18 protein-coding genes are annotated in these 20,257 nt (G+C 64.0%); 10 read left to right on the forward strand and 8 right to left on the reverse strand.

Annotated features, from left to right (window positions below; translation table 11 throughout):
- Positions 1-26: 26 nt before the first annotated feature.
- Positions 27-830 (reverse strand): transglutaminase family protein, encoded by an 804-nt coding sequence (locus KI243_RS05460; protein ID WP_177108622.1) that lies wholly within the window; start codon positions 828-830, stop codon positions 27-29.
- Between the two features lie 181 nt (positions 831-1,011).
- On the opposite strand from KI243_RS05460, the gene KI243_RS05465 reads away from it, so the two are divergent.
- A complete protein-coding gene (locus KI243_RS05465) occupies positions 1,012-2,031 on the forward strand; it encodes a Glu/Leu/Phe/Val dehydrogenase dimerization domain-containing protein (protein WP_042935419.1) in 1,020 nt (339 codons plus the stop codon).
- 103 nt (positions 2,032-2,134) lie between these two features.
- On the opposite strand, the gene KI243_RS05470 is transcribed toward KI243_RS05465, so the two are convergent.
- On the reverse strand, positions 2,135-2,398 hold the full coding sequence (locus KI243_RS05470; protein WP_017126473.1) for a YebG family protein: 264 nt from the start codon (positions 2,396-2,398) through the stop codon (positions 2,135-2,137).
- A gap of 370 nt (positions 2,399-2,768) precedes the next feature.
- Between KI243_RS05470 and KI243_RS05475 the strand changes: the two genes are divergently transcribed.
- Positions 2,769-3,269, forward strand: coding sequence for a phosphate-starvation-inducible PsiE family protein (locus KI243_RS05475; protein WP_017126471.1), 501 nt, complete (start codon positions 2,769-2,771; stop codon positions 3,267-3,269).
- Positions 3,270-3,318: 49 nt separating this feature from the next.
- Here KI243_RS05475 and KI243_RS05480 read toward each other — a convergent pair whose 3' ends face one another.
- Positions 3,319-3,660: a YXWGXW repeat-containing protein gene (locus tag KI243_RS05480; RefSeq protein WP_017126470.1), complete on the reverse strand. Its 342-nt coding sequence runs from the start codon at positions 3,658-3,660 to the stop codon at positions 3,319-3,321.
- 255 nt (positions 3,661-3,915) lie between these two features.
- Here KI243_RS05480 and KI243_RS05485 point away from each other — a divergent pair, with 255 nt between their 5' ends.
- Positions 3,916-5,445 (forward strand): DUF1800 domain-containing protein, encoded by a 1,530-nt coding sequence (locus KI243_RS05485; RefSeq protein WP_177108623.1) that lies wholly within the window; start codon positions 3,916-3,918, stop codon positions 5,443-5,445.
- Positions 5,446-5,476: 31 nt separating this feature from the next.
- A complete protein-coding gene (locus KI243_RS05490) occupies positions 5,477-6,676 on the forward strand; it encodes a DUF1501 domain-containing protein (RefSeq protein ID WP_177108624.1) in 1,200 nt (399 codons plus the stop codon).
- On the opposite strand, the gene KI243_RS05495 is transcribed toward KI243_RS05490, so the two are convergent.
- Together KI243_RS05495 and KI243_RS05500 are read right to left on the reverse strand one after the other, a co-directional pair.
- Positions 6,673-7,002, reverse strand: a complete 330-nt coding sequence (locus KI243_RS05495; protein ID WP_177108625.1) for a DUF3509 domain-containing protein — start codon at positions 7,000-7,002, stop codon at positions 6,673-6,675. The genes KI243_RS05490 and KI243_RS05495 overlap by 4 nt on opposite strands.
- Positions 7,003-7,159: 157 nt before the next feature.
- Positions 7,160-8,548 (reverse strand): PLP-dependent aminotransferase family protein, encoded by a 1,389-nt coding sequence (locus tag KI243_RS05500; protein ID WP_177108626.1) that lies wholly within the window; start codon positions 8,546-8,548, stop codon positions 7,160-7,162.
- 173 nt (positions 8,549-8,721) lie between these two features.
- On the opposite strand from KI243_RS05500, the gene KI243_RS05505 reads away from it, so the two are divergent.
- Both KI243_RS05505 and KI243_RS05510 read left to right on the forward strand, forming a co-directional pair.
- Positions 8,722-9,921 (forward strand): benzoate/H(+) symporter BenE family transporter, encoded by a 1,200-nt coding sequence (locus KI243_RS05505; protein ID WP_017126465.1) that lies wholly within the window; start codon positions 8,722-8,724, stop codon positions 9,919-9,921.
- A 290-nt stretch (positions 9,922-10,211) separates the two neighbouring features.
- The gene (locus KI243_RS05510; protein WP_017126464.1) at positions 10,212-10,625 is read left to right on the forward strand and encodes an HPF/RaiA family ribosome-associated protein; all 414 of its coding nucleotides are present in this window, start codon (positions 10,212-10,214) and stop codon (positions 10,623-10,625) included.
- A 68-nt stretch (positions 10,626-10,693) separates the two neighbouring features.
- On the opposite strand, the gene fecA is transcribed toward KI243_RS05510, so the two are convergent.
- The 3 genes from fecA to KI243_RS05525 all read right to left on the reverse strand — a co-directional run bounded on the left by fecA (position 10,694) and on the right by KI243_RS05525 (position 14,592).
- A complete protein-coding gene (gene fecA / locus KI243_RS05515; RefSeq protein WP_177108628.1) occupies positions 10,694-13,042 on the reverse strand; it encodes a TonB-dependent Fe(3+) dicitrate receptor FecA in 2,349 nt (782 codons plus the stop codon).
- A gap of 99 nt (positions 13,043-13,141) precedes the next feature.
- Positions 13,142-14,083, reverse strand: a complete 942-nt coding sequence (locus KI243_RS05520; RefSeq protein ID WP_212811175.1) for a FecR family protein — start codon at positions 14,081-14,083, stop codon at positions 13,142-13,144.
- Positions 14,084-14,103: 20 nt separating this feature from the next.
- Complete coding sequence (locus tag KI243_RS05525) at positions 14,104-14,592, reverse strand: sigma-70 family RNA polymerase sigma factor (RefSeq protein WP_017126461.1); 489 nt, start codon at positions 14,590-14,592, stop codon at positions 14,104-14,106.
- Positions 14,593-14,787: 195 nt separating this feature from the next.
- Here KI243_RS05525 and KI243_RS05530 point away from each other — a divergent pair, with 195 nt between their 5' ends.
- The 4 genes from KI243_RS05530 to KI243_RS05545 all read left to right on the forward strand — a co-directional run bounded on the left by KI243_RS05530 (position 14,788) and on the right by KI243_RS05545 (position 20,085).
- On the forward strand, positions 14,788-15,363 hold the full coding sequence (locus KI243_RS05530) for an RNA polymerase sigma factor (protein WP_212811176.1): 576 nt from the start codon (positions 14,788-14,790) through the stop codon (positions 15,361-15,363).
- Positions 15,360-16,346, forward strand: coding sequence for a FecR family protein (locus KI243_RS05535; protein ID WP_177108629.1), 987 nt, complete (start codon positions 15,360-15,362; stop codon positions 16,344-16,346). The genes KI243_RS05530 and KI243_RS05535 overlap by 4 nt, the downstream gene beginning before the upstream one ends.
- A 239-nt stretch (positions 16,347-16,585) precedes the next feature.
- Positions 16,586-19,036, forward strand: coding sequence for a TonB-dependent receptor (locus KI243_RS05540; RefSeq protein WP_212810591.1), 2,451 nt, complete (start codon positions 16,586-16,588; stop codon positions 19,034-19,036).
- A complete protein-coding gene (locus KI243_RS05545; RefSeq protein WP_177119648.1) occupies positions 19,036-20,085 on the forward strand; it encodes a hypothetical protein in 1,050 nt (349 codons plus the stop codon). The genes KI243_RS05540 and KI243_RS05545 overlap by 1 nt, the downstream gene beginning before the upstream one ends.
- The last annotated feature ends 172 nt before the right edge of the window (positions 20,086-20,257 follow it).

The raw sequence follows: 20,257 nt of genomic DNA on the forward strand, positions 1-20,257 counted from the left end.
GACGGGTGTCTGGCGTACCTGCTTGGCTAATGCACCACGGTATTGGGCGGCAGTTGCCCCAGTCGTTCGGTCAGGCGCAGCCGCTGGATCGGGTCTTCGCTGAGCAGCAGGGCGCGCTCCAGGTCGTAACGCTCGGCCCGCGGGCACTCCAGCTTCTGGTACAGGCTGGCACGGGCCAGGTAGTCGCTGGCATTGCCCTGGCCCAGTTCCAGGACCCGCTCGGCATCCCGCAGCCCGGCCAGGAAGTCATCGTTGGCCAGGTGCAATTGCCGCAGGTTGCGTGACAGGCGCTGGAGCATCTGGACCGGCGTGGCGGTCTGCATATGCTCGGCGCGCAGGAGCATGCCGGGGCCGTACTGGCGACTCAGCAGTTCACGGCAATCGTTGGGATAGAGACGGCGACCGCCACAAGGGTCGAGCAGATGGTCGGCCCCTGGCACGCGCAGGAGGAAGTGTCCGGGGAAGTTCACCCCCACCAGCGGGATCTCCAGGCAACGGGCCAGCTCCAGGGCAATCAGCGCCAGGACCAGCGGCTGCCCGCGCTTGCGTTGCAGGACCTTGTCGAGTAACGCGGCATGGGGACGCAGTGGGGTGAATTCATCCTGCTGAAAGCCCAGGTCGTTCAGGCGGCGCAGCAGCGGTTGCGCCAGCTCGCTGACCGGCAGCATCGGCAACCCGGCGCTGACCCGCTGCTGCAGGTCCTTGAAGTCCTGCAACAGAGCGTCGGGCCGCACCTTCGGATCGTGCTCGGCGGCCAGCCACAACGCGGCTTCGAACACCGCGGGCGGAGTGCGCTCCAGGCAGGCAAAAAAGGCTTGGCGGGGGTTCATCGAAATCTCCGGCTGATGCTCCGTTTTAGCCCTGCGGCGGAGTTTCGTCCAGTGCCTTCGCAGCCCGGATGAGTTATGTCATAAAGCCTGGCAACGCGCGTCGGCTTATTCCCCGGTACTTCGGCATTCTTTGCGGCGAAGCCTATACTCGCTGTACAAGAAGTGATCAGGGGGCTATTCGATGTTTGCTCTCATGCAAAGCACTCGCCTTGAATCGCTGCACCTCAGCGTCGACCCGGTGACCGGGTTGAAGGCGGTGATTGCCATCCATAACCGTCGCCTGGGACCGGCCCTGGGCGGCTGTCGTTACCTTGCCTATCCCGATGATGAAACGGCCATGATCGATGCCATTCGCCTGGCCCAGGGCATGAGCTACAAGGCCGCTCTCGCCGGGTTGCCGGTGGGCGGCGGCAAGGCGGTGATCATCCGGCCGCCCCATGTCGAAAGCCGGGCCGCCCTGTTCGAGGCGTTCGGTCGCTGTATCGAACAGCTCGACGGTCGCTACATCACCGCGGTCGACAGCGGTACCTCGACCGCGGACATGGATTGCATCGCCCAGTACACCCAGCATGTCACCAGCACCACCAGCGCCGGCGATCCGTCGCCCCATGCGGCCATGGGCGTGTTCGCCGGCATCCGCACCACCGCCATGGCACGCCTGGGCAGTGACAATCTCGAGGGGCTGCGGGTGGCGGTGCAGGGCCTGGGCAATGTCGGTTATGCCCTGGCCGAGCAGTTGCACGCGGCGGGGGCGGAACTGCTGGTGAGCGACAATGACCAGGGCAAGGTGCAACTGGCGATGGCACAGTTCGGCGCGCACCCGGTGGCTACCGAGGCGTTGATCAGCACGCCCTGCGACATCTTTGCCCCCTGCGGCCTGGGCAATGTCCTGACCAGCCAGAGCGTGATGCAACTGCGTTGCGCGGCGGTCGCCGGTTCCGCCAATACCCAGCTGACCAGCCTGAGTGTCGCCGACCAACTGGAAAAGCGCGGGATCCTCTACGCACCGGACTACGTGATCAACTCCGGTGGCCTGATCTATGTGGCGCTCAAGCACCGGGGCGAGGAATTGCCGAACATTACGGCGCACCTGTCGCGGATCGGCACGCGCCTGACCGAAGTCTTTGCCCATGCCCAGGCGGAAAAACGCTCGCCGGCGCGGGTCGCGGACGAGCTCGCGGAGCGACTGCTGTACCGTTGAGCCGGTGGGAGCCGCGTGCCGGCGATGAGGTCGGCCAGTCTGGTGCCGTCCCGAAGGACGTCATCGCCAGCAAGCCGGCTCCCACAGGGCAGAGCGCGGTGTGTTACTCGGCGGGGTCGGCCGACAGCAGCTCGGCCAGGGCATCCGGCTGGCTCTTGAAGGCCTTGGCAAACACATCGCGATTCTTCGCCATGTAGATACCGGCTTCTTCCACCTGCTGCTCGCTCAGCGAGGGCACGGCTTTCTGCAGGACTTCAGCCAGCAACTCGGCCAGTTCGAGCATCTTGTCATGACGATCAGCTTCGGCTTTATCCATGAACAGGCGCTCCAGATCTCGGCTGCTGCGGTATACCACTTCGACGGCCATTTACCACCTCATATGCCTTCACGATAAATTGTCTTTTGCGATTACTGTATTTATATACAGCATAAAGAATAAGCGAATCCCCAGGGTTTGGGTAGTGGCTTTTTAATGTAGCCGGGTTTCGGGGTTTGTCAGGGCGATCGAAGCGGCGCTTTCAAGGGCAGCCCCCTGCCTGTGGAAGCTGGCTTGCCAGCGAAAGGGCCGGCACAGGCGAAGTCCAACGTGTCTTGAAACATATGCCCACCATCTCATCCAGGCTTCTGGCCTTTTTTCTGCATGCATGTCGTCGCCTGCAGCAGGAAGCCGCGGCATGCAGTGAAACAGTCACCTTCAACCCGCATCATCCGATCGAACCGATCTAAGGACGTGCACCGTGAAAATCAATTGGGCCGAGCAACTGCGGCAAAACGTGCACCAGGTGGCCGAGTCCCTGGGTAACCTGTTCGTCGAGTCCTTCCATTACCTGGCGCTGTTCGCCATCGGCGGGGTCACGGCCTGGGCGGCGGTGATGGAGTTCCTGGTGATGATCGAAGAGGGTCACATCAAGATCGACGACATCCTCTTGCTGTTCATCTACCTCGAACTGGGGGCGATGGTCGGGATCTATTTCAAGACCAACCACATGCCGGTGCGCTTCCTGATCTACGTGGCGATCACCGCGCTGACCCGGCTGCTGATCTCCAATGTGTCGCACCACAATCCTCCGGACATGGGCGTGGTCTACCTGTCCGGGGCGATCCTGCTGCTGGCGTTCGCGATCCTGGTGGTGCGCTATGCCTCGTCGCAGTTCCCGTCGGTGAAGATCGAACACCCACAGCGCAAGACCGGCGAAGGCTCCAGCGAGCATCCGGAAGTGGAGAAGGGCGAAATCTGAGCCCTGCCGATCGTTCCCACGCGGCGCGTGGGAACGATCGGTCAACGATTCAGTTGACCCACACCCCCGCCCGCAGATGCCAGCCATCGCCCAGTCGTTCCCAGTGCGGGTGCACATAGCGGTAGCCCGGGCGCACGGGTTCCCAGTGCCCGTGCATCGCCACGTAACGGCGACCGTCCCAGTGCCAGTAGCCACGGGCCCAGACAAAGCCGGGCCGGTAGGCCGGTTCCACTTCGATGATTTCCTGTGGCGGTGGTTGTGGCGCCACCACCTCGACGTAACGCGGTCCCGGACGCTCGACGATCACCGGGCGCTCGTGCACCACCCGCTCCTGCACGCAGCCCGATGCGGCGACGACGACGGCAGCCAATGCGGCATAACGAAAAAACATCAGACCTCCTCGGGGGTGTCCCGGACATGACGTGTTTCTTGTTGAACGACAGGGCCGTCACAAGTGACCGGCTATGCTTGTTTGTAACAGCCTGTGTCTGTCCATTGCCTGAAGCCGCAGGCTTTTTCCGTTCGGCGTGACACCGTCTGTCGGCACGCGGCAAGGTGAGGGTCTGTCAGCATCCGGACAGGCGATCGGGTAGACACTGGCATCGTGGTGGATGACGTTTTTTCCCTTAGCCAGGAAGCCTTTTGCATGCCGCTTGTTCGTGCCGTCCTGCGACCTTTTTGTCTGTCCCTCTGCGTGGGCCTGTGCCTTCCCGTGCCGGCCATGGCCGAGCCCCTCGCTCCCACCGATTCGGCCTGGCTGCGGCGTGATGGTTTCGACCTGGATGCGGCGAATGTCGCGCGCTTTCGGGCGATGGGACGGGCCGGGTTGCTGCAGGCGCAACTGAGCGATCGCATCCGCGAGCCGTTGCCGGCGTCTATCGACGCCCAGTTGCGCAGCTATCCGATCCTGGCGAACCCGTTGCAGGCGACTCTGCTGGCGTTCAGGCAGTCCCAGGAACAGCTCAAGTCGATGCCCGAGGGCGACGCCCAGGTGGCGGCGAAAAAGGCCATGCAGCAGCAAGCCAATGATGCCGCCGACCAGGCGCGGCAGATCGTCCTGTTGCGGGCGGTGTATGGCAGCAACCAGCTCAAGGAACAGCTGGTGTGGTTCTGGCTCAACCACTTCAGCGTCTTTTCCGGCAAGGGCGCGGTGCGCCTGATGGCGGCGGACTACGAGGAGCGGACGATCCGTCCGCACGCCCTGGGCAAGTTCAAGGACCTGGTGCTGGCCACGCTGAAAAGCCCGGCGATGCTGGAGTACCTCGACAATGCGCAAAACGCCAGGGGCAAGGTCAATGAAAACTACGCCCGTGAATTGATGGAGTTGCACACCCTGGGCGTGGGTTCCGGTTACACCCAGCAGGACGTCCAGCAACTGGCCCTGATCCTGACCGGCGCGGGCGTCCTGCCGATGGACGGTCGCCAGCAGAAGTTCGGGCCGCGGGTGGCCGCCCAGGTGGTGCGTGACGGCATGTTCGAGTTCAATCCCAAGCGTCACGATTTCAGCGACAAGGTGTTGTTGGGGCAGTCGATCCCGGGCAGCGGCTTTGACGAGATCACCCGTGCCGTCGAGTTGATCACCCGCCAGCCAGCCTGCGCCCGATTCATTTCCCGCAAGTTGGCCGAGTACTTTGTCGCCGATCAGCCGCCCCAGGCGCTGGTGGATCGCATGGCGCTGACCTTCCAGCGCACCGACGGCGATATCGCCCAGGTCATGCGCACGTTGTTCGAGTCTCCGGAACTGCTGCAAAGCGCCGGCAGGAAGTTCAAGGACCCGATGCAGTTCGTGGTCTCGGCCGTGCGCCTGGCCTATGACGGCAAGCCGATCGCCAACCCGCGTCCGCTGCTCAACTGGCTGAACCAGCTGGGCGAGCCGCTGTTCGGTCGCCAGACCCCGGATGGCTGGCCGCTGGATGCCGCCGGCTGGGCCAGCTCCGGGCAGATGTCCAGGCGCTTCGAAATCGCCCGGGCCATCGGCGCGGGCAACAACCGCCTGTTCACCGCCGAAGGCAGCCAGCAGGTCGGTGGCGGTTTTCCGCTGATCACCACGCCGCTTTACTACGACGCGATCGGCCCTCATCTGTCGGCGGCGACGATGGCGGCGCTGAACCAGGCCAGGTCGCCCCAGGAGTGGAACACCTTTCTGCTGTCCTCGCCGGACTTCAATAACCGTTAACCCTGCGCATTAGCCAACACAAGGTGCCGTGATGAATCGTCGAGACTTTCTCCAAGCTTGCGCGGTGGCCGCGGTAACCCTGCCGGGCTTGTCGTTTTCCGGGAAGCTGTTCGCCGCACCCGCATCGGCGCCTCGTTTCCTGATGGTGTTCCTGCGCGGTGGCTACGACTGCAACAATCTGCTGGTGCCGTACGCCAGCGATTTCTATTACGAGTCGCGCCCGACCCTGGCGATTGCCCGGCCCGATCCGCACAACATCGACAGTGCCATTGCCCTCGATGCCCACTGGGGTTTGAACCCCGTCCTGCGCGATTCGCTCTATCCGTTGTGGCAGCGCAAGCAGATTGCCTTTATCCCCTTTGCCGGGACCGATGACCTGTCTCGCAGTCACTTCGAAACCCAGGACAATATCGAAGCCGGCCTGCCCGGCGGGCAGCACGGTCATTACGGTTCGGGCTTTCTCGCGCGCCTGGCGGGGACGGTGCCGGGCAGCGCGCCGATTGCCTTTACCGATGCACTGCCCTTGAGTTTCCAGGGTGGCAAGGACATTCCCAACCTGTCGTTGCGGGGCGTCTCCAAACCGGTGTTCGACGATCGCCAGTCGGCGATCCTCGCCGCGATGTACCAGGGCACGCCGCAGGCCGCCTCGGTGTCCGATGGCCTGGAGTTGCGCCAGCAGGTGTCCAGGGATCTGCAGGACGAGATGATCAAGGCCGGGCGTGGCGCACCGACGGCGAAGAACTTCGAGGTCGAGACCCGACGCATCGCCACCTTGATGCGCGAGCAGTATCGCCTGGGCTTCGTCGATGTCGGCGGGTGGGACACCCACGTCAACCAGGGGGCTGTTCGCGGGCAGTTGTCGAATAACCTCGCCAATCTCGGACAGGGCCTGGCGGCCTTCGCCGAGGCCATGGGCGACCAATGGAAAAACACCACGGTGGTGGTGGTTTCCGAGTTCGGTCGGACCTTTCGCGAGAACGGCAACCGCGGCACCGACCATGGGCATGGCACGGTGTATTGGGTGCTGGGCGGCAGCGTGCAGGGCGGACGGATCGCCGGCGAGCAGGTCGCGGTGAATGCCGCCGGCCTGCTGCAGAACCGCGATTATCCGGTGCTCAACAATTATCGTGATGTGCTGGGCGGTGTGCTCGGGCGCGGCTGGGGGCTGTCCGGTGCGCAACTTCAGACCGTTTTCCCCGGCGCGCGCCCCAATGGGTTGCAGTTGCTCTAGAGGCCATTGGCCAGATAGCTGCGGCCCTGTCCGGCGACTTTGGGCGGCCGGGCCAGCAGCTTGAGGCTGTCGCTGTCGGTCATCGCGGTGAGGATATCCAGGGCGCTGTGGCCCTGCTCGATGGCGATGCCGAACTGGACGCTCTGGATCAGGCGCTTGAGGCGTTGCGGGTCATTGCGTTGCGCGGCGCTGATCATCCGTTTGGCGACGACCCCGCCGGCATTGGACAAAGTGAGCATGATGCTGCCATCCAGGCGTTGCAGGCTCAGGTTGACCCGGTACTCGGGCTGGAAGGCGTCGTTGATCAACTGAAAGGGATTATCCATGGTCTTCACCGCTCTGATCGAAACATGCAGTCATTGACTGGTCGGTATCCGGATTGGTTCGCTATTCCGGACCACTGGCAGGTCGACTGCCCTGGCCTCATGCCGGGGCAGGACCTCATCAAAGACTTAGCAAGCCCTGTGCCGGTTGGACGACCGTTCAGTAGTAACGACGTGGATCGGAGTCGATCAGGCTGGCCAGCTTGGTCAGGGCGAAGCGCAGTTCTTCGCGGCTGGTGGGCGACATCAGCACGATACGCACGCTGCGGGTCGGGCTGCTGCGCTCGGCCTGGAACTGGGTGCCGCTGAGCACCAGCACGCCATTGGCCCGGGCCAGCAGGGTGAACTCGTCACCGCTCCAGGGTTCCGGCAGGGTCAGCCAGAGATGGTAGCCGTGGGGCTGGGCGCTGATCTGCAAACCGCGGAAGACTTCGGCGGCGATGGCCTGGCGGGCTGCGGCCTCCTGGCGCTGGACCTGCACCAACTGGGTGTCCAGGCCCTCGGCAAGTACCGTGCTGGCCAGTTGCGCGGTGAGCGGCGAGGGCATCCAGATGCTGCTGCGGACCATGGATGTCAACCGCGAGAGCAGTTTCGGCGGGCTGTACAGATAGCCGATGCGCAAGGCCGGCATCACTGCCTTCGACAGGCTGGTCAGGTATACCGAACGCTCCGGGGCATGGCTGGACAGCGGCCGGATGTCCGGGTCGGTGGCGAGGAAACCGTAGATGTCGTCATCGACGATGATGAAGTCGAATTCCTCGGCAATCGCGGCGATTTGCGCCCGACGCCTGGCCGACATGATCGCCGTGGTCGGGTTCTGGCAGGTGGCGACGCAGATCAGCAGCGCCGGTTTTTCCTGGCGACAGCGTTCGCGCAGGGCTTCGGGAATGATCCCTTCCTCGTCCATCTCGATGCCGCCCAGGCGCCGCTCCAGGCCGTGGGCCAGGGAGATGATGCCGGGGTAGCAGAGCGACTCGCAGAGCACCAGGTCGCCGCTGTTGCTCAGGGCGCTGATCGCCACCATCAGGCCATGCTGGGCGCCAGCGGTGATCACCACTTGCTGCCAGCGGGCGTCGGGCAGCGCATGACGCAACCACTGCGCACCGGCTTCGCGATGGGCCGGATGGCCGCCGTCGGGGGCGTAGTCCAGGGCACGGGTGAAGTCCGGGTCGTTGGCCAGGGTCACCAGGGCATCGCGCAGGCCGTGTTCGAGGGTGTCGCCATGGGGCTTGATGATCGACAGGTCGAGCAGGTCGCCGGGGCCGCCGCTCAGCAGCGCCGGGGAGGGCGGGCGGGAGGGCGTCGACGGGTTCTGTTCGAGGACGTAGGTGCCACGCCCCACTTCGCCCTGCACCAGCCTGCGCCGCTGGGCTTCGCTGTAGGCGCGGCTGATGGTCCCGGGGGTGACGTCCAGGGCCTGGGCCAGTTCGCGCAAGGTCGGCAGGCGATCACCGGCGCGCAGCCTGGTGCTGGCGATATCCCGCGCCAGGGCATCGGCGATGGACAGGTACACCGGTTGATTGAAGTCGCCGAGTTGAGGAACCCACATGCGTATTGGCTGCCGATCAGGGAAATTGAGGACCGGGGGAGCTTATCACAGGGGCGAAACAATAAATTGGATTGAGTCTATTGAATCGAATCAATTATTCAGAATAGACTGATAGTTCTTCGATTCAATCGAATCAATTCCTTTCCCTCCTTTTCTCTACGGGCCCCGATGCCATGAGCAGCCTCAGCAAGGATTTTTCGTTATCGGCGGTTATCGCCGGCTTTATCGCGGTGATCATCTCCTATGCCGGACCGCTGATCATCGTGTTCCAGGCGGCGTCCCAGGCGCACCTGTCGAATGACCAGGTGTCGTCGTGGATCTGGGCGATCTCCATCGGCAGTGGCGTGACCGGCCTGCTGCTGAGCTGGCGCCTGCGGATTCCGGTGATCACCGCCTGGTCGACGCCAGGAGCGGCGCTGCTGGTGTCGATGCTGCCGACGGTGTCCTTCGCCGAAGCCATCGGCGCCTACCTGGTGGCCTCGCTGATCATCGTCGTGGTGGGGTTGTCCGGAGCCTTCGACAAACTGATGAATCGCCTGCCCAGGGCGATTGCGGCGGCGATGCTGGCGGGGATCCTGTTTCGCTTCGGCGCCGAGCTTTTCACTTCGATCCGTGTGCAGCCGGCGCTGGTGCTGTCGATGATCGCGGCCTACCTGGTCTTCAAGCGTTTCTCGCCACGCTACGCGATTCTCGCGGTGCTGCTGGTCGGCTGCGGCTTCGCGGCGTCCATGGGCGAGTTCCAGGCATCGGCGATCACCGTCGCGGTGGCGCAGCCGATCTTCACCGCGCCGCAGTGGAGCTGGCACGCGATCATCAATATCGGCCTGCCCCTGGCCCTGGTCACCCTGACCGGGCAGTACGTGCCCGGCATGGCGGTCCTGCGCACGGCGGGATACCTGAATCCGGCCCGGCCGATCATTTCCCTGACGGCCATCGGTTCGCTGCTGCTGGCGCCCTTTGGTGCCCATGGCCTGAACCTGGCGGCGATCACGGCGGCGATCTGCACCGGTCGCGAGGCCCACGAGAACCGTGACAAGCGCTATATCGCCGGGATCGCCTGCGGGGTGTTCTACATCCTCATGGGCACCTTCGGCGCGACCCTGGCCTCGGTGTTCAGCGCCTTGCCCAAGGAACTGATCGCCTCACTCGCCGGGTTGGCCCTGTTCGGCGCGATCAGTGCCGGGTTGAGCGGGGCGATGGCCGACGAGAAACAGCGCGAAGCGGCGCTGATCACCTTTCTGGTGACGGCGTCAGGCATGAGTTACCTGGGATTGGCGGCGGCGTTCTGGGGGTTGATCTTCGGCCTGGTGGCGCATTTTGTCCTGAGCTACACCCGCGAGCGCCAGGTGCCGGCGGGGCAGGGCAACCACTGATCGGGACAGGCAGGGAAGCCCGGTTCGGGAAAGGCTTGCGGCGAGCGCGCAGCTCGCCTTTTCTGGCAGGGTTGTATCAGAAAATGACAACAAAGCACCCCGACCCAACTCCCGACCTTACCAGTGCTTTTGCTGCTTGTCCGGCTTTTTTCGTCGGAAAAATTTATCTTTCAAAAAGGCTTGAATTGTTTTTTCAGCTGCCCAACTCTGTAAGCAAGAGGTCACGTTTTGCACCGCCTCCCAGCGGTGTGACGAGACTCTTGCGAGCTAGCTGAAATAAGGGAATAACTATGCAAATCCAAGTCAATAGTGATAACCATATTCAAAGCAGCATTCGACTGGAGGAGTGGGTCCGCACAACTGTTGAGAGCGCGCTCGAACGTTATGAAGAAGACCTGACACGGGTCGAAATTCACCTGAAGGACGAGAACGGCGACAAGCCGGGTCCGCACGATATGCGCTGCCAGATGGAGGCGCGGCCAAAAAACCATCAACCGATTTCGGTCACCCATAAAGCCGATACGCTGGAACAGGCGATCGATGGGGCGGCCATCAAGCTGGAACATGCGCTGGAACATCTGTTTGGCAAGCTGCAAGCCAAACGCGCGGCGATCATTAAAGGCGAGCGCCGCGACCTGGGGGATGCTCTGCTGGAAGAAGAGTTTGAAGAAAAAGAGCGCGTACGCCTGGCCGCCAATGGCTGATCGTCAGCGCTGAAGGAACCACGGGCCTGCATTGCAGGCCCGTTTTTTTTGCGTGCTGATCAGGGCGTTCAGAAGGCCACGGATGTCTGCAGGTACACCGTGCGCGGCTCACCCACGTACTTGCCCTTGTTGTTGTCTTCGAACGAGCGGGTGAAGTACTGGTGGTTGAAGATGTTCTTCACGCCCACCGCGACATTCAGGTCCGACAGTTGCGGGCCGAAATCATAGGCCGCGCGGCTGCTGAACAGCATGTAGCCGGGGATGCGCCCGTTGCTGCCGTCGGCAGTCTCGGCCGAGGTATTGGCGTTGTCGGCGAATTGGCTGCTCTGGTAGCTGCTGTCCAGGTTCAGCTTCCAGTGGCCTTCGGTGTAACCGACTCCCAGCGTGCCCTTGTGCTTCGAGGAAAACGGCACGCGATTGCCCTTGTTGGGGCCGTCTTCGCGAATGGTCGCATCGACATAGGCATAGGTGGCGTAGACATCGAAGCCCGCCAGTACCGGGCTCAGGCCGTCCAGGGCGTAGTTGACGCTGGTCTCGATGCCCTGGTGCCGGGTTTCGCCGCGGGCGATCACCGTGTCGTTGGTCTGGTTGCTCTCGTACTGGTTGTCGAAGTTGATCAGGAACGCGCCGATCTCCGCCCGCAGGTTGCCGTTGTCATAGCGGGTGCCCAGTTCCCAGGTGCGGGCCTTTTCCGGCTTCACTTCGCCGCCGGCCACGCGTTTCTGCATCTGGCTGTACTGCACGCTGCCGAAGGAGCCTTCGGTATTGGCATAGAGATTCCAGCTTTCGTTCAGGTGATACATCACGTTCAGGGCGGGCAGGGCGGTGTTGTAGTTGCCCTTGTACTGCTGTTTGAGGAGCTTGTCGGTCTGCTGCGATTCGATCATTTCGTAGCGGATGCCCGGGGTGAAGGTCCACTTGCCGATATCGATCCGGTCGTCGATGAAGAAGGCGTTGGCTTCGGTGGCGCCACGGGTGTCGCGGTCGTTGCGGCTGTCGGTGGTCGGGAACACCTGGTTGGCGGCCAGCGGGGTGCGATAACGCAGTTCGTGCCCGGCTTCGTTGATATAGCGGTAGCCGACGCCCAGTTCATGCACGGTGTCTCCAAGGTCGAAGCCCTGGCTGAAACGGGTTTCCAGCCCGCGTACCCAGTATTCACGGGGCGACAGCGAGAGGAACGTGCCCTGGTCCAGGTAGCCACTGCGCAGGGTCTTGGTAAAGAAGCTGTTGACGGTGAATTCGCGGCGATCCTCCTGGTAGCGATAACCGACATTGAACAGGGTCCGGCGGCCCCAGAAGCTGTCCTTCCGGCGGGTCGACTGATACGGGTCGGCCGCATAGTCCGCGGTACTCAGGCCGCCGGGCATATCGGCCTTGCCCTCGTAGTACTGGGCCATGGCATTGAAGCTGTTGGCGTCGTCGAGCTGGTACTTGCCCTTGAGGATCAGATCGTCGATCTCGGTGTCGCTGTGTTCGCGCCAGTCGCCGCCACGGGTGCCGGAGTACAGCAGGGCGCCACCCAGGCCGTTGTCGGCGGTGCCGCCGGCCAGCAGGTTGCCGGTGCGCTTGAAGCCGTCCTGGCTGGACGATGGGCTGACTTCGGTCTGGAAGCCGCCCTTGACCGTCGGCGTCTCGGGAATGGCGCGGGTCACGAAGTTGACGATGCCCCCGACGTTCTGCGGGCCATACCGCACGGCACCACCGCCGCGCACCACGTCCACCGCGTCCATGTTGCCCATGCTGATCGGGGCGAACGACAGCTGCGGCTGGCCATAAGGGGCGAACGGTACCGGGATGCCGTCCATCAGCACGGTCGAGCGCGAAGCCAGGCGGGGATTGAGGCCACGGATACCGAAGTTCAGTGCCATATCGTGGCTGCCGGTACCGTTGTTTTCCGGCGCATTGACGCCGGGGATGCGATTGAGTACATCGCGGGCCTGGGTGGCGCCCTGGCGTTCGAATTCTTCGCGGCGGATCACGTCGCGGGCACCGGGATGTTCGAAGACGTTGGTCTGTTCGGCGGCGCCGAGCCAGTCGCCGACCACGGTCGAGGCGCCGAGCTCCAGCGGGGCCTTGTCGGCGGCAGGCGGCAGCGGTTGCAGGCTGAAGGCGTTGTTGCCTTCGTCACGGGCCCGCAGGCCGGTGCCTTCGAGCAGCGCGTCGAGCCCTTCGGCGGTGCTGTAGTTGCCGTCCAGGCCATGGCTCTGCAGGGTACCGGTGACCTGGGAGCCGAAGGAGATCAGCACGCCGGCCTGGCGACCAAACTGGTTGAGGGCGTTTTCCAGGGAGGTCGGGGCGATCTGGTAATGCCGGGCCTCGTCGGCCTGGGCCAGGGCGGCGAAGCTCAGGCTGGCGCCCAGCAGCAGGTGACGCACTGAGCGGGCGAGGGGCGTGACGCGGGACGGCTGAGAGGGCATGTCGGTGATCCTGAGAAGGTGGAATCAAGGTGGCTTTCCTTCTCTGTCACGCGAGACTGAAAAAACGGCTCACTCTTTTTCAAGTTTTTCTGCGAGATATCAGGCCCGTGCCTCGACCGTCACCCAGTAGCGGGTAAACCGCCGTACCCGCACCTGCAGGCTGACTTGCAGCAGGTCGAGGATGCGTTCGCTGTCGTCCAGCGGGTAGCTGCCGGAAATCAGCAGGTTCGCCACCTGTGGCGCGCAATGCAGCTGGCCGCGGCGGTAGCGGGCGACCTCGTCGAGGAAGTCCGCCAGGCGCATATGGGCCGCCACCAGCATGCCGTCTGTCCAGGCGCCGCTGCCGGTCGCCAGTGGCTGCGGCTGCTCCCAGCCCCGGCGGTTGAAACTGATCTGCTGGTTCTTCTGCACCGGCAATGGCGCGCCGTTCCAGTCCCGTGGTTGCAATTCGACCTGACCATCGAAGACCGCCAACTGCGTGTGATCGCTCCACTGCCGCACATTGAGGCGGGCCTGTTGCGTGCGCACTTCGCCTTGCCCGGTCGAGAGCAGTAGCGGCCGGGTGTCCCGTGCCACGGTCAGCAGGATTTCGCCTTCGAGCAGGCGGATCAGTCGTTGCCCGGCATCGAAGCGTACATCGACGGCGCTGCCGGTATTGAGTTGCAATTGGCTGCCATCGGCCAGTTGCACCTTGCGTTGTTGTCCCACCGAGGTGCGGTAGTCGGCCAGCAGAGGCGTCAGCGGATTGTGTTCGCGCAGGCCCCAGCCCAGCGCCGAACCGGCCCCCAACAGCAGCAGGAGTTTCAGTGCCTGGCGCCGGCCGTGGCTGCGCGGGGCGTTCAATGCGGCATGGGCCAGGGGCGAAGACAGTCCGCGCAAACGCTGGTTGACCCGCTGGATATGTTCCCACGCCCGCTGGTGTTCACCGTGGGCGGCCAGCCATTGCTGCAGGGCCTGCTGCCGGCGCGGGTCGAGTGGGCCGTCCTGGGTTTCCAGCAGCCAGTGCACCGCCTGCTCGGCCACCCGCGAGGAAACATCCACCGGGCCGTTAATCGGCGCGCTCACAGGGCGAAGTAGCAGCGCAAGGCTGCCTTGTGCAGATGGCGCTTGACCGTGGCAATCGAGATGCCCAGTTCCCGGGCGATTTCCCCATGGCCCAGGCCATCGACCTGGGACAGCAGGAACGCGCGTTTCACCGGGCGCGGCAGGCCGTCGAGCAGTTGGTCCAGTTCGGCCAGGGTCTGCAGGATGATGGCCTTGTCTTCCTCGGACGGTGCGAGCATCTCGGGGAACTGGGCCAGGGTTTCCAGATAGGCCCGTTCCAGGTCCTGGCGCCGGTAGTGGTTGCACAGCACGCGCTTGGCAATGGTCGTCAGAAAGGCGCGGGGTTCGATGATCCGCGGTGTCTCGCGGGCCGTCAGGACCTTGATGAAGGTGTCCTGGGCCAGGTCCGCCGCGCTGTCCGGACAGCCGAGACGCCGCCGCAACCAACCGGTGAGCCAGCCGTGGTGAGCGTGATAAAGGACTTCGACGGTTTGCGCGTGGGGCACCGCGACCACTCCGGGAGCTTGCATGGATGCGTAAGAGAACAAGAATTGTTCGCATTGTAAGGGCCGCTCATGGCGTTCGGCAATCCACCCGGATCAATGGCCGCGAAGAGATTTCGTCGGCGTCTTTTGCGTATGAGAATATTTATCATTAATATTGCGAGATTATTCGTTCCGCGGGGTGGTGCCGTTTTGAACCTGATGCTGACACCGCCTGAATCACCTGAGGCCAACGAGCTGGACAGCAGCGTCGGGCGCGCGTATTTCCTCCAGGTGTTCCTGTCCCAGCGCTCGCAGATGGAAGCGCTGGTCAGCCGTCGCGTCGGTTGCCGGGCGACGGCGGCGGACCTGGTGCAGGACCTGTTCCTGCGTTTCTGGCGGCGGCCGCTGGTGCAGGTGGAGGAGCTCAGCACCTACCTGCTGCGCTGTGCCGGCAACATCGCCATCGACCATTTGCGCAGCGAGGGGGCCCGCGTGCGAATCAATGAAGGCTGGCTGCCCGAGCAGCACAACGAGAGTCTCGAGCCCCAGGCCGCGCTGGAGGCGGGCAACGACCTGCGCCATGTCGAGGCGGCCTTGCGCGCCCTGCCTGAACGTACCCGGCAGATTTTCCTGCTGAACCGCATCCATGGACGCAAGTACGCGGAAATCGCCAAGGCCATGGGGCTTTCCCAAAGTGCCGTGGAAAAACATATGATGCGCGCGCTCGAAGCCTGCAAGGCCAGCCTTCGAGACCCCCAGATATCGCGCACGCCAGGGAATGCACCGAAATGAACAGCACCAGCGTCCAGGTGACGCCCGATCAGGAGCAGGCTGCGCTGGCCTGGCTGAGCCTGTTGCACGACCAGCCGAGCAGCGGCGACCAGGCGACCTTCAGCCGCTGGCTGCAGGCCGATCCGGCCCATGCCGAGGCCTATGCCCAGGCGCAGGTGCTCTGGGAATTGAGCGAGGTGCCGGCGAGCAGGCTGGCGCGGGAAGAGGCCTTTGCCCTGCAGGGTTTCCTCAAGGCCATGGAGCGCCCGCCACGCCGGGCGCTGTGGCGCTGGTCCGCGCCGCTGGCGATGGCCGCCTGCCTGCTGTTGATGATTTCCCTCGGTGCCGGTTGGCAGCCGCAGCGCTGGTTCGACGACCTCGGTGCCGATTATGTCTCCGCGCCGGGGCAGATACGCACGGTGACGCTGGCCGACCAGTCGCAAGTGACCCTGGACACCGACAGCGCCATCGCCGTGGATTTCAGGGGGGGCGAGCGGCATGTGCGGTTGCGCCGCGGTTCGGCGTTTTTCAGCGTCAGCCATACCGGCGAACCCTTTATGGTGGATGCCCGGGGCGGTGAAGCGCGGGTCCTCGGCACCCAGTTCGAAGTTCGCCTGCAAGAGGATGGCGCCCGGGTCACGGTGTTGTCGGGCCGGGTCGGGGTCACGCCGCGCAAGGGCGCGGCGCAGCAGGTGCTGACCGCCAACCAGCAACTGGCTTATGCCGATGGCACCGCGCAGCCGCTGCACAGCGTCGACAGCGATATGCAACTGGCCTGGCGCCAGGGCTGGCTGAATTACTCGAAGGCGTCCCTGGCCGAAGTGGTCGACGACCTGCGGCGCTACTATCCGGGGCGCATCCTGGTGTTCAACGACACGCTGGCGGCGCGGCGGGTCAGCGGCAGTTTCCCGAACAAGGACCCGCAGGCGGTGCTGGACTCGTTGCAAGGGGTGCTGGGATTCGAGCAGCACAAACTGCTGGGGCGGCTGATCGTCCTGCGTTGACGGTCTACCCTGATGATCGTTCCAACGCTCTGCGTGGGAATTTAGCCCTTGACGCTCTGCGTCAAAACGGCGCACGCAGAGCGTCCAGTGAGGCATCCCCACGGGGATCGCGGCACGCTCAGAGGGGGCATGTGAAAAGAATTCAAAAAAGAGGTGAGGTAAACCCCGGCGTCATCCGTGTAGTGGGTGAAAGTGCGATGCATTCGCATTAATGGCTTATCTACACACGGGTCTCCAGCATGAAGTCCAGGGCAAAATCGGTGGCAGGCAGTTCGGTCAAACAGTGGCTCGGCGCATCGGCGCTGGCGGTTTCGGGGCTTGCCCTGTTGCCGTCGAGCGTGGCCCAGGCCGCTGACGCGAGCACGCAACACAGCGCCGTCTTCAACTTTTCGATTGCCGCCAAGCCCTTGCCCCAGGCCCTGAACGACTTCAGCCGGGTGACCGGCCTGAGCGTGGTCTACACCGATGAAGCCCCCTACGGCCTGCAGGCGCCCGCCGTCAGCGGACAGATGAGTGCCGAGCAGGCCATGCAACGCCTGCTGGGCAACTCCGGCTTCACCTTCCGTCGTACCGACGACCACACCCTGGCCCTGGAGCCGTTGCCGACCCAGGGGGCGCTGAGCCTCGGTGCCACCACCATCAGCGGCAGTCGCCCGGTGGACGGCGGCGGCACCAGCTACCAGCCGCCGCAGGTCACCTCGATCGCCCGTTCCAGCGCCTCGCTGCAGGAAATCCCGCAGACCATCAACGTGGTCCCGGCCCAGGTCGTGCGCGACCAGACCCCACGCAACCTGGATGACGCGCTGAAGAACATCAGCGGCATCACCCAGGCCAACACCCTCGGCAGCACCCAGGACGCGGTGATGATTCGCGGCTTCGGCGACAACCGCAACGGCTCGATCATGCAGGACAGCATGCCGCTGGTGCAGGGCCGCGCGTTGAACGCCACCACCGAGCGGGTCGAAGTGCTCAAGGGTCCGGCCTCGCTGCTTTACGGCATCCAGGACCCGGGCGGGGTGGTCAACCTGGTCAGCAAGAAACCCCAGCTGGAACAGTACAATGCCGTGACGATCCGTGGCTCGAGCTACGGCAACGGCAAGAACGGCAGCGGCGGCAGCCTCGACAGCACCGGTGCCATCGGCGACAGCAACCTGGCCTACCGGATGATCGTCGACCACGAGGACGAGGACTACTGGCGCGACTTCGGCACCCATCGCGAAACCCTGATCGCGCCGTCCCTGGCCTGGTTCGGCGAGAGCACCAAGCTGCTGTTCGCCTATGAACACCGTGAGTTCCTCACACCGTTCGACCGTGGCACGGCCATCGACCCGAAGACCAACCACCCGCTGGATATTCCCGCCGGTCGCCGACTGGACGAGCCGTTCAACAATATGGAAGGCCGCTCCGACCTCTATCACTTCGAGGCCGATCACGACCTGAACGACAACTGGAAAGCCCACTTCGGCTACAGCTGGAACCGCGAGACCTACGATGCGAGCCAGGTCCGCACCGTTTCGGTCAACCCCAATGGCACCCTGACCCGCAGCATGGACGGTACCCAGGGCGCGTTGACCACCGACCGCTTCACCACCGCCAGCCTCGAAGGCAAGGTCCAGGTCGCCGGCATGCAGCATGACCTGGTGTTCGGCCTGGATGACGAGTACCGCAAGATCTACCGCGCCGATCTGATCCGCCAGGCCCAGCGCGGGCCTTTCAATTACCTCGATCCGGTGTATGGCCGTGAAGTCGAAGGTTCCACCGTCAGCCCCAAGGACAGCGCCCAGACCGACCTGCTGCGTAGCGACGCGGTGTTCCTGCAGGACTCGATCCACCTCAACGACCAGTGGATCCTGGTGGCCGGTGGGCGCTTCGAGACATTCGACGAATATGCCGGCAAGGGCCGGCCGTTCCAGGTCAACACCGACACCAACGGCCAGAAGTTCTCGCCGCGTTATGGTCTGGTGTACCGCTACACCGACGAACTGTCGTTCTATGGCAGCTACACCGAGTCCTTCAAGCCCAACTCGACCATCGCCCCGCTCGTGACCACCGGCACCCAGCGCCTGGTCCTCGACGGCTCGATCGATCCGGAAGAATCCAAGTCCTGGGAACTGGGCGCCAAGCTGGATATCCCCGGTCGGGTGACCGCCACCGCGGCACTCTTCGATATCCACAAGCGCAATGTCCTGGTGACCGTCGCCGAAGGCCTGACCAACCAGTACAGCGTTGCCGGCGAAGTGCGTTCCCGAGGCCTGGAAATGGATGTCAGCGGTCAGTTGAGCGATCGCTGGAGCCTGATCGGCAGCTATGCCTACACCGATGCCGAGGTGACCAAGGACGCCAACTTCCAGGGCAACGACCTGCAGAACGTGGCGAAGAACAGCGGCTCGCTGTCGGCGGTCTATGACTTCGGCACGATCGTGGGCGGCGACCAGCTGCGGGTCGGCGCCGGCGCCCGCTATGTCGGCGAGCGCGCGGGCGATGCGGCCAACACCTTCGAACTGCCGGGCTACACCGTGGCGGATGCCTTCGCCACCTACGACACCAAGGTCGAAGGGCAGAAGGTCAAGTTCCAGCTCAACGTGAAGAACCTGTTCGACAAGACCTACTACACCTCGGCGGTCAGCCGGGTATTCGTCTCCATGGGCGATTCGCGGCAGGTGTCGCTGTCCAGCACCCTGGAGTTCTGATGAAGTGCCTGGTCAGTGTGATTTTCGCCCTGGGCCTGAGCGCCGCGGCCCTGGCCGCGCCTCAGGACGCCCGCCTGTATCACCGCGAGCACCAGGTGACGTTGCCCGGCAGTGGCGACAGCTGGGGCTTTGTCGCGCTGGAGCCGACGCGGCCGTATCTGTTTCTCGCCCGGCGCGAGAACGGCCTGAGTGTCTTCGACGTGGCGCAACAGCGCCTGGTCAAGACCCTCGAGGACTCGGCCGGCGCCAACGGCGTGGTGTTCGTGCCGGGCCTGGACCGGGTGTTCGTGCTCAATACCGATGGCAGCCTCGGCGTGGTCGAGCTGTCCAGCCTCAAGGTGTTGAAACGTATCCCGGTGGCCCGGAGCAATCTCAACAGCGCGGTGTACGAGCCTGTAACCGGCCAGGTGATCATCGTCAGCGGGCGCCGCGCCGATCGCTCGACGCTGTTCGTCTTCGATCCGCAGCAGGAAAGGATCACTGCCGCCCACGAGCTGGACGTGAAGAAGATCGACCCGTTGCTGGTCAAGGGCGATGGCAGTTTCTTCCTGCCGATGCGTGATGAAGGCAAGGTGGCGCGGTTGTCGGCGAGTACGTTCGAGGTGCTCGACAGCTGGCAGTTCGAGGGCTGTGCCAGGCCCAGCGCACTGGCCGAGGATACCGCGCGCCAGCGCCTGTTCGTGGCATGCCGGGGAGAGCAGCCGCGGCTGGTGGTCGTCGACCTGGAAAGCGGTGCGCTCAAGGCCAGCCTGCCGATCAGCCGGGACGTCAACGCCCTGGCCTACGACAGCGACAGCCGGCGCTTGCTGGTGCCCAGTGGCGTCGATGCCAGCCTGACGCTGGTCGAGCAGGTGGACGCCGATCGTTACCGGCTGACCGGCGCTGTCAGCACCTTGCCGATGGCCTATAACATGGCCTTCGATCCGCGGAGCCGGAAGGTCTACCTGCCCGCCATGGATTTCACCCTGCCGGCCGGCGCCAGGGGCGAGCCCAAGGCCGATCCGATTTTCCACGCCGATACCTTCTCCGTCACCACGCTGGCGCCCTGAGATAAAACCCTGTCCCTGGAATCCCGGTCAATCGCGCATGGATTCCCGGGACGGTGTTACCGCATAATTCTCCGCGTTGACTCGATAAGTGCCTTGTCCTTACGTGCCTCCTGAGTGATGGGGCCGCGCCTTTCCGTGCGGCTCTTCTGTGTGTCGGTTGAAATTGAGGCAG

It is taken from the genome of Pseudomonas sp. Ost2, from assembly GCF_018326065.1.
Lineage (GTDB): Bacteria > Pseudomonadota > Gammaproteobacteria > Pseudomonadales > Pseudomonadaceae > Aquipseudomonas > Aquipseudomonas gingeri.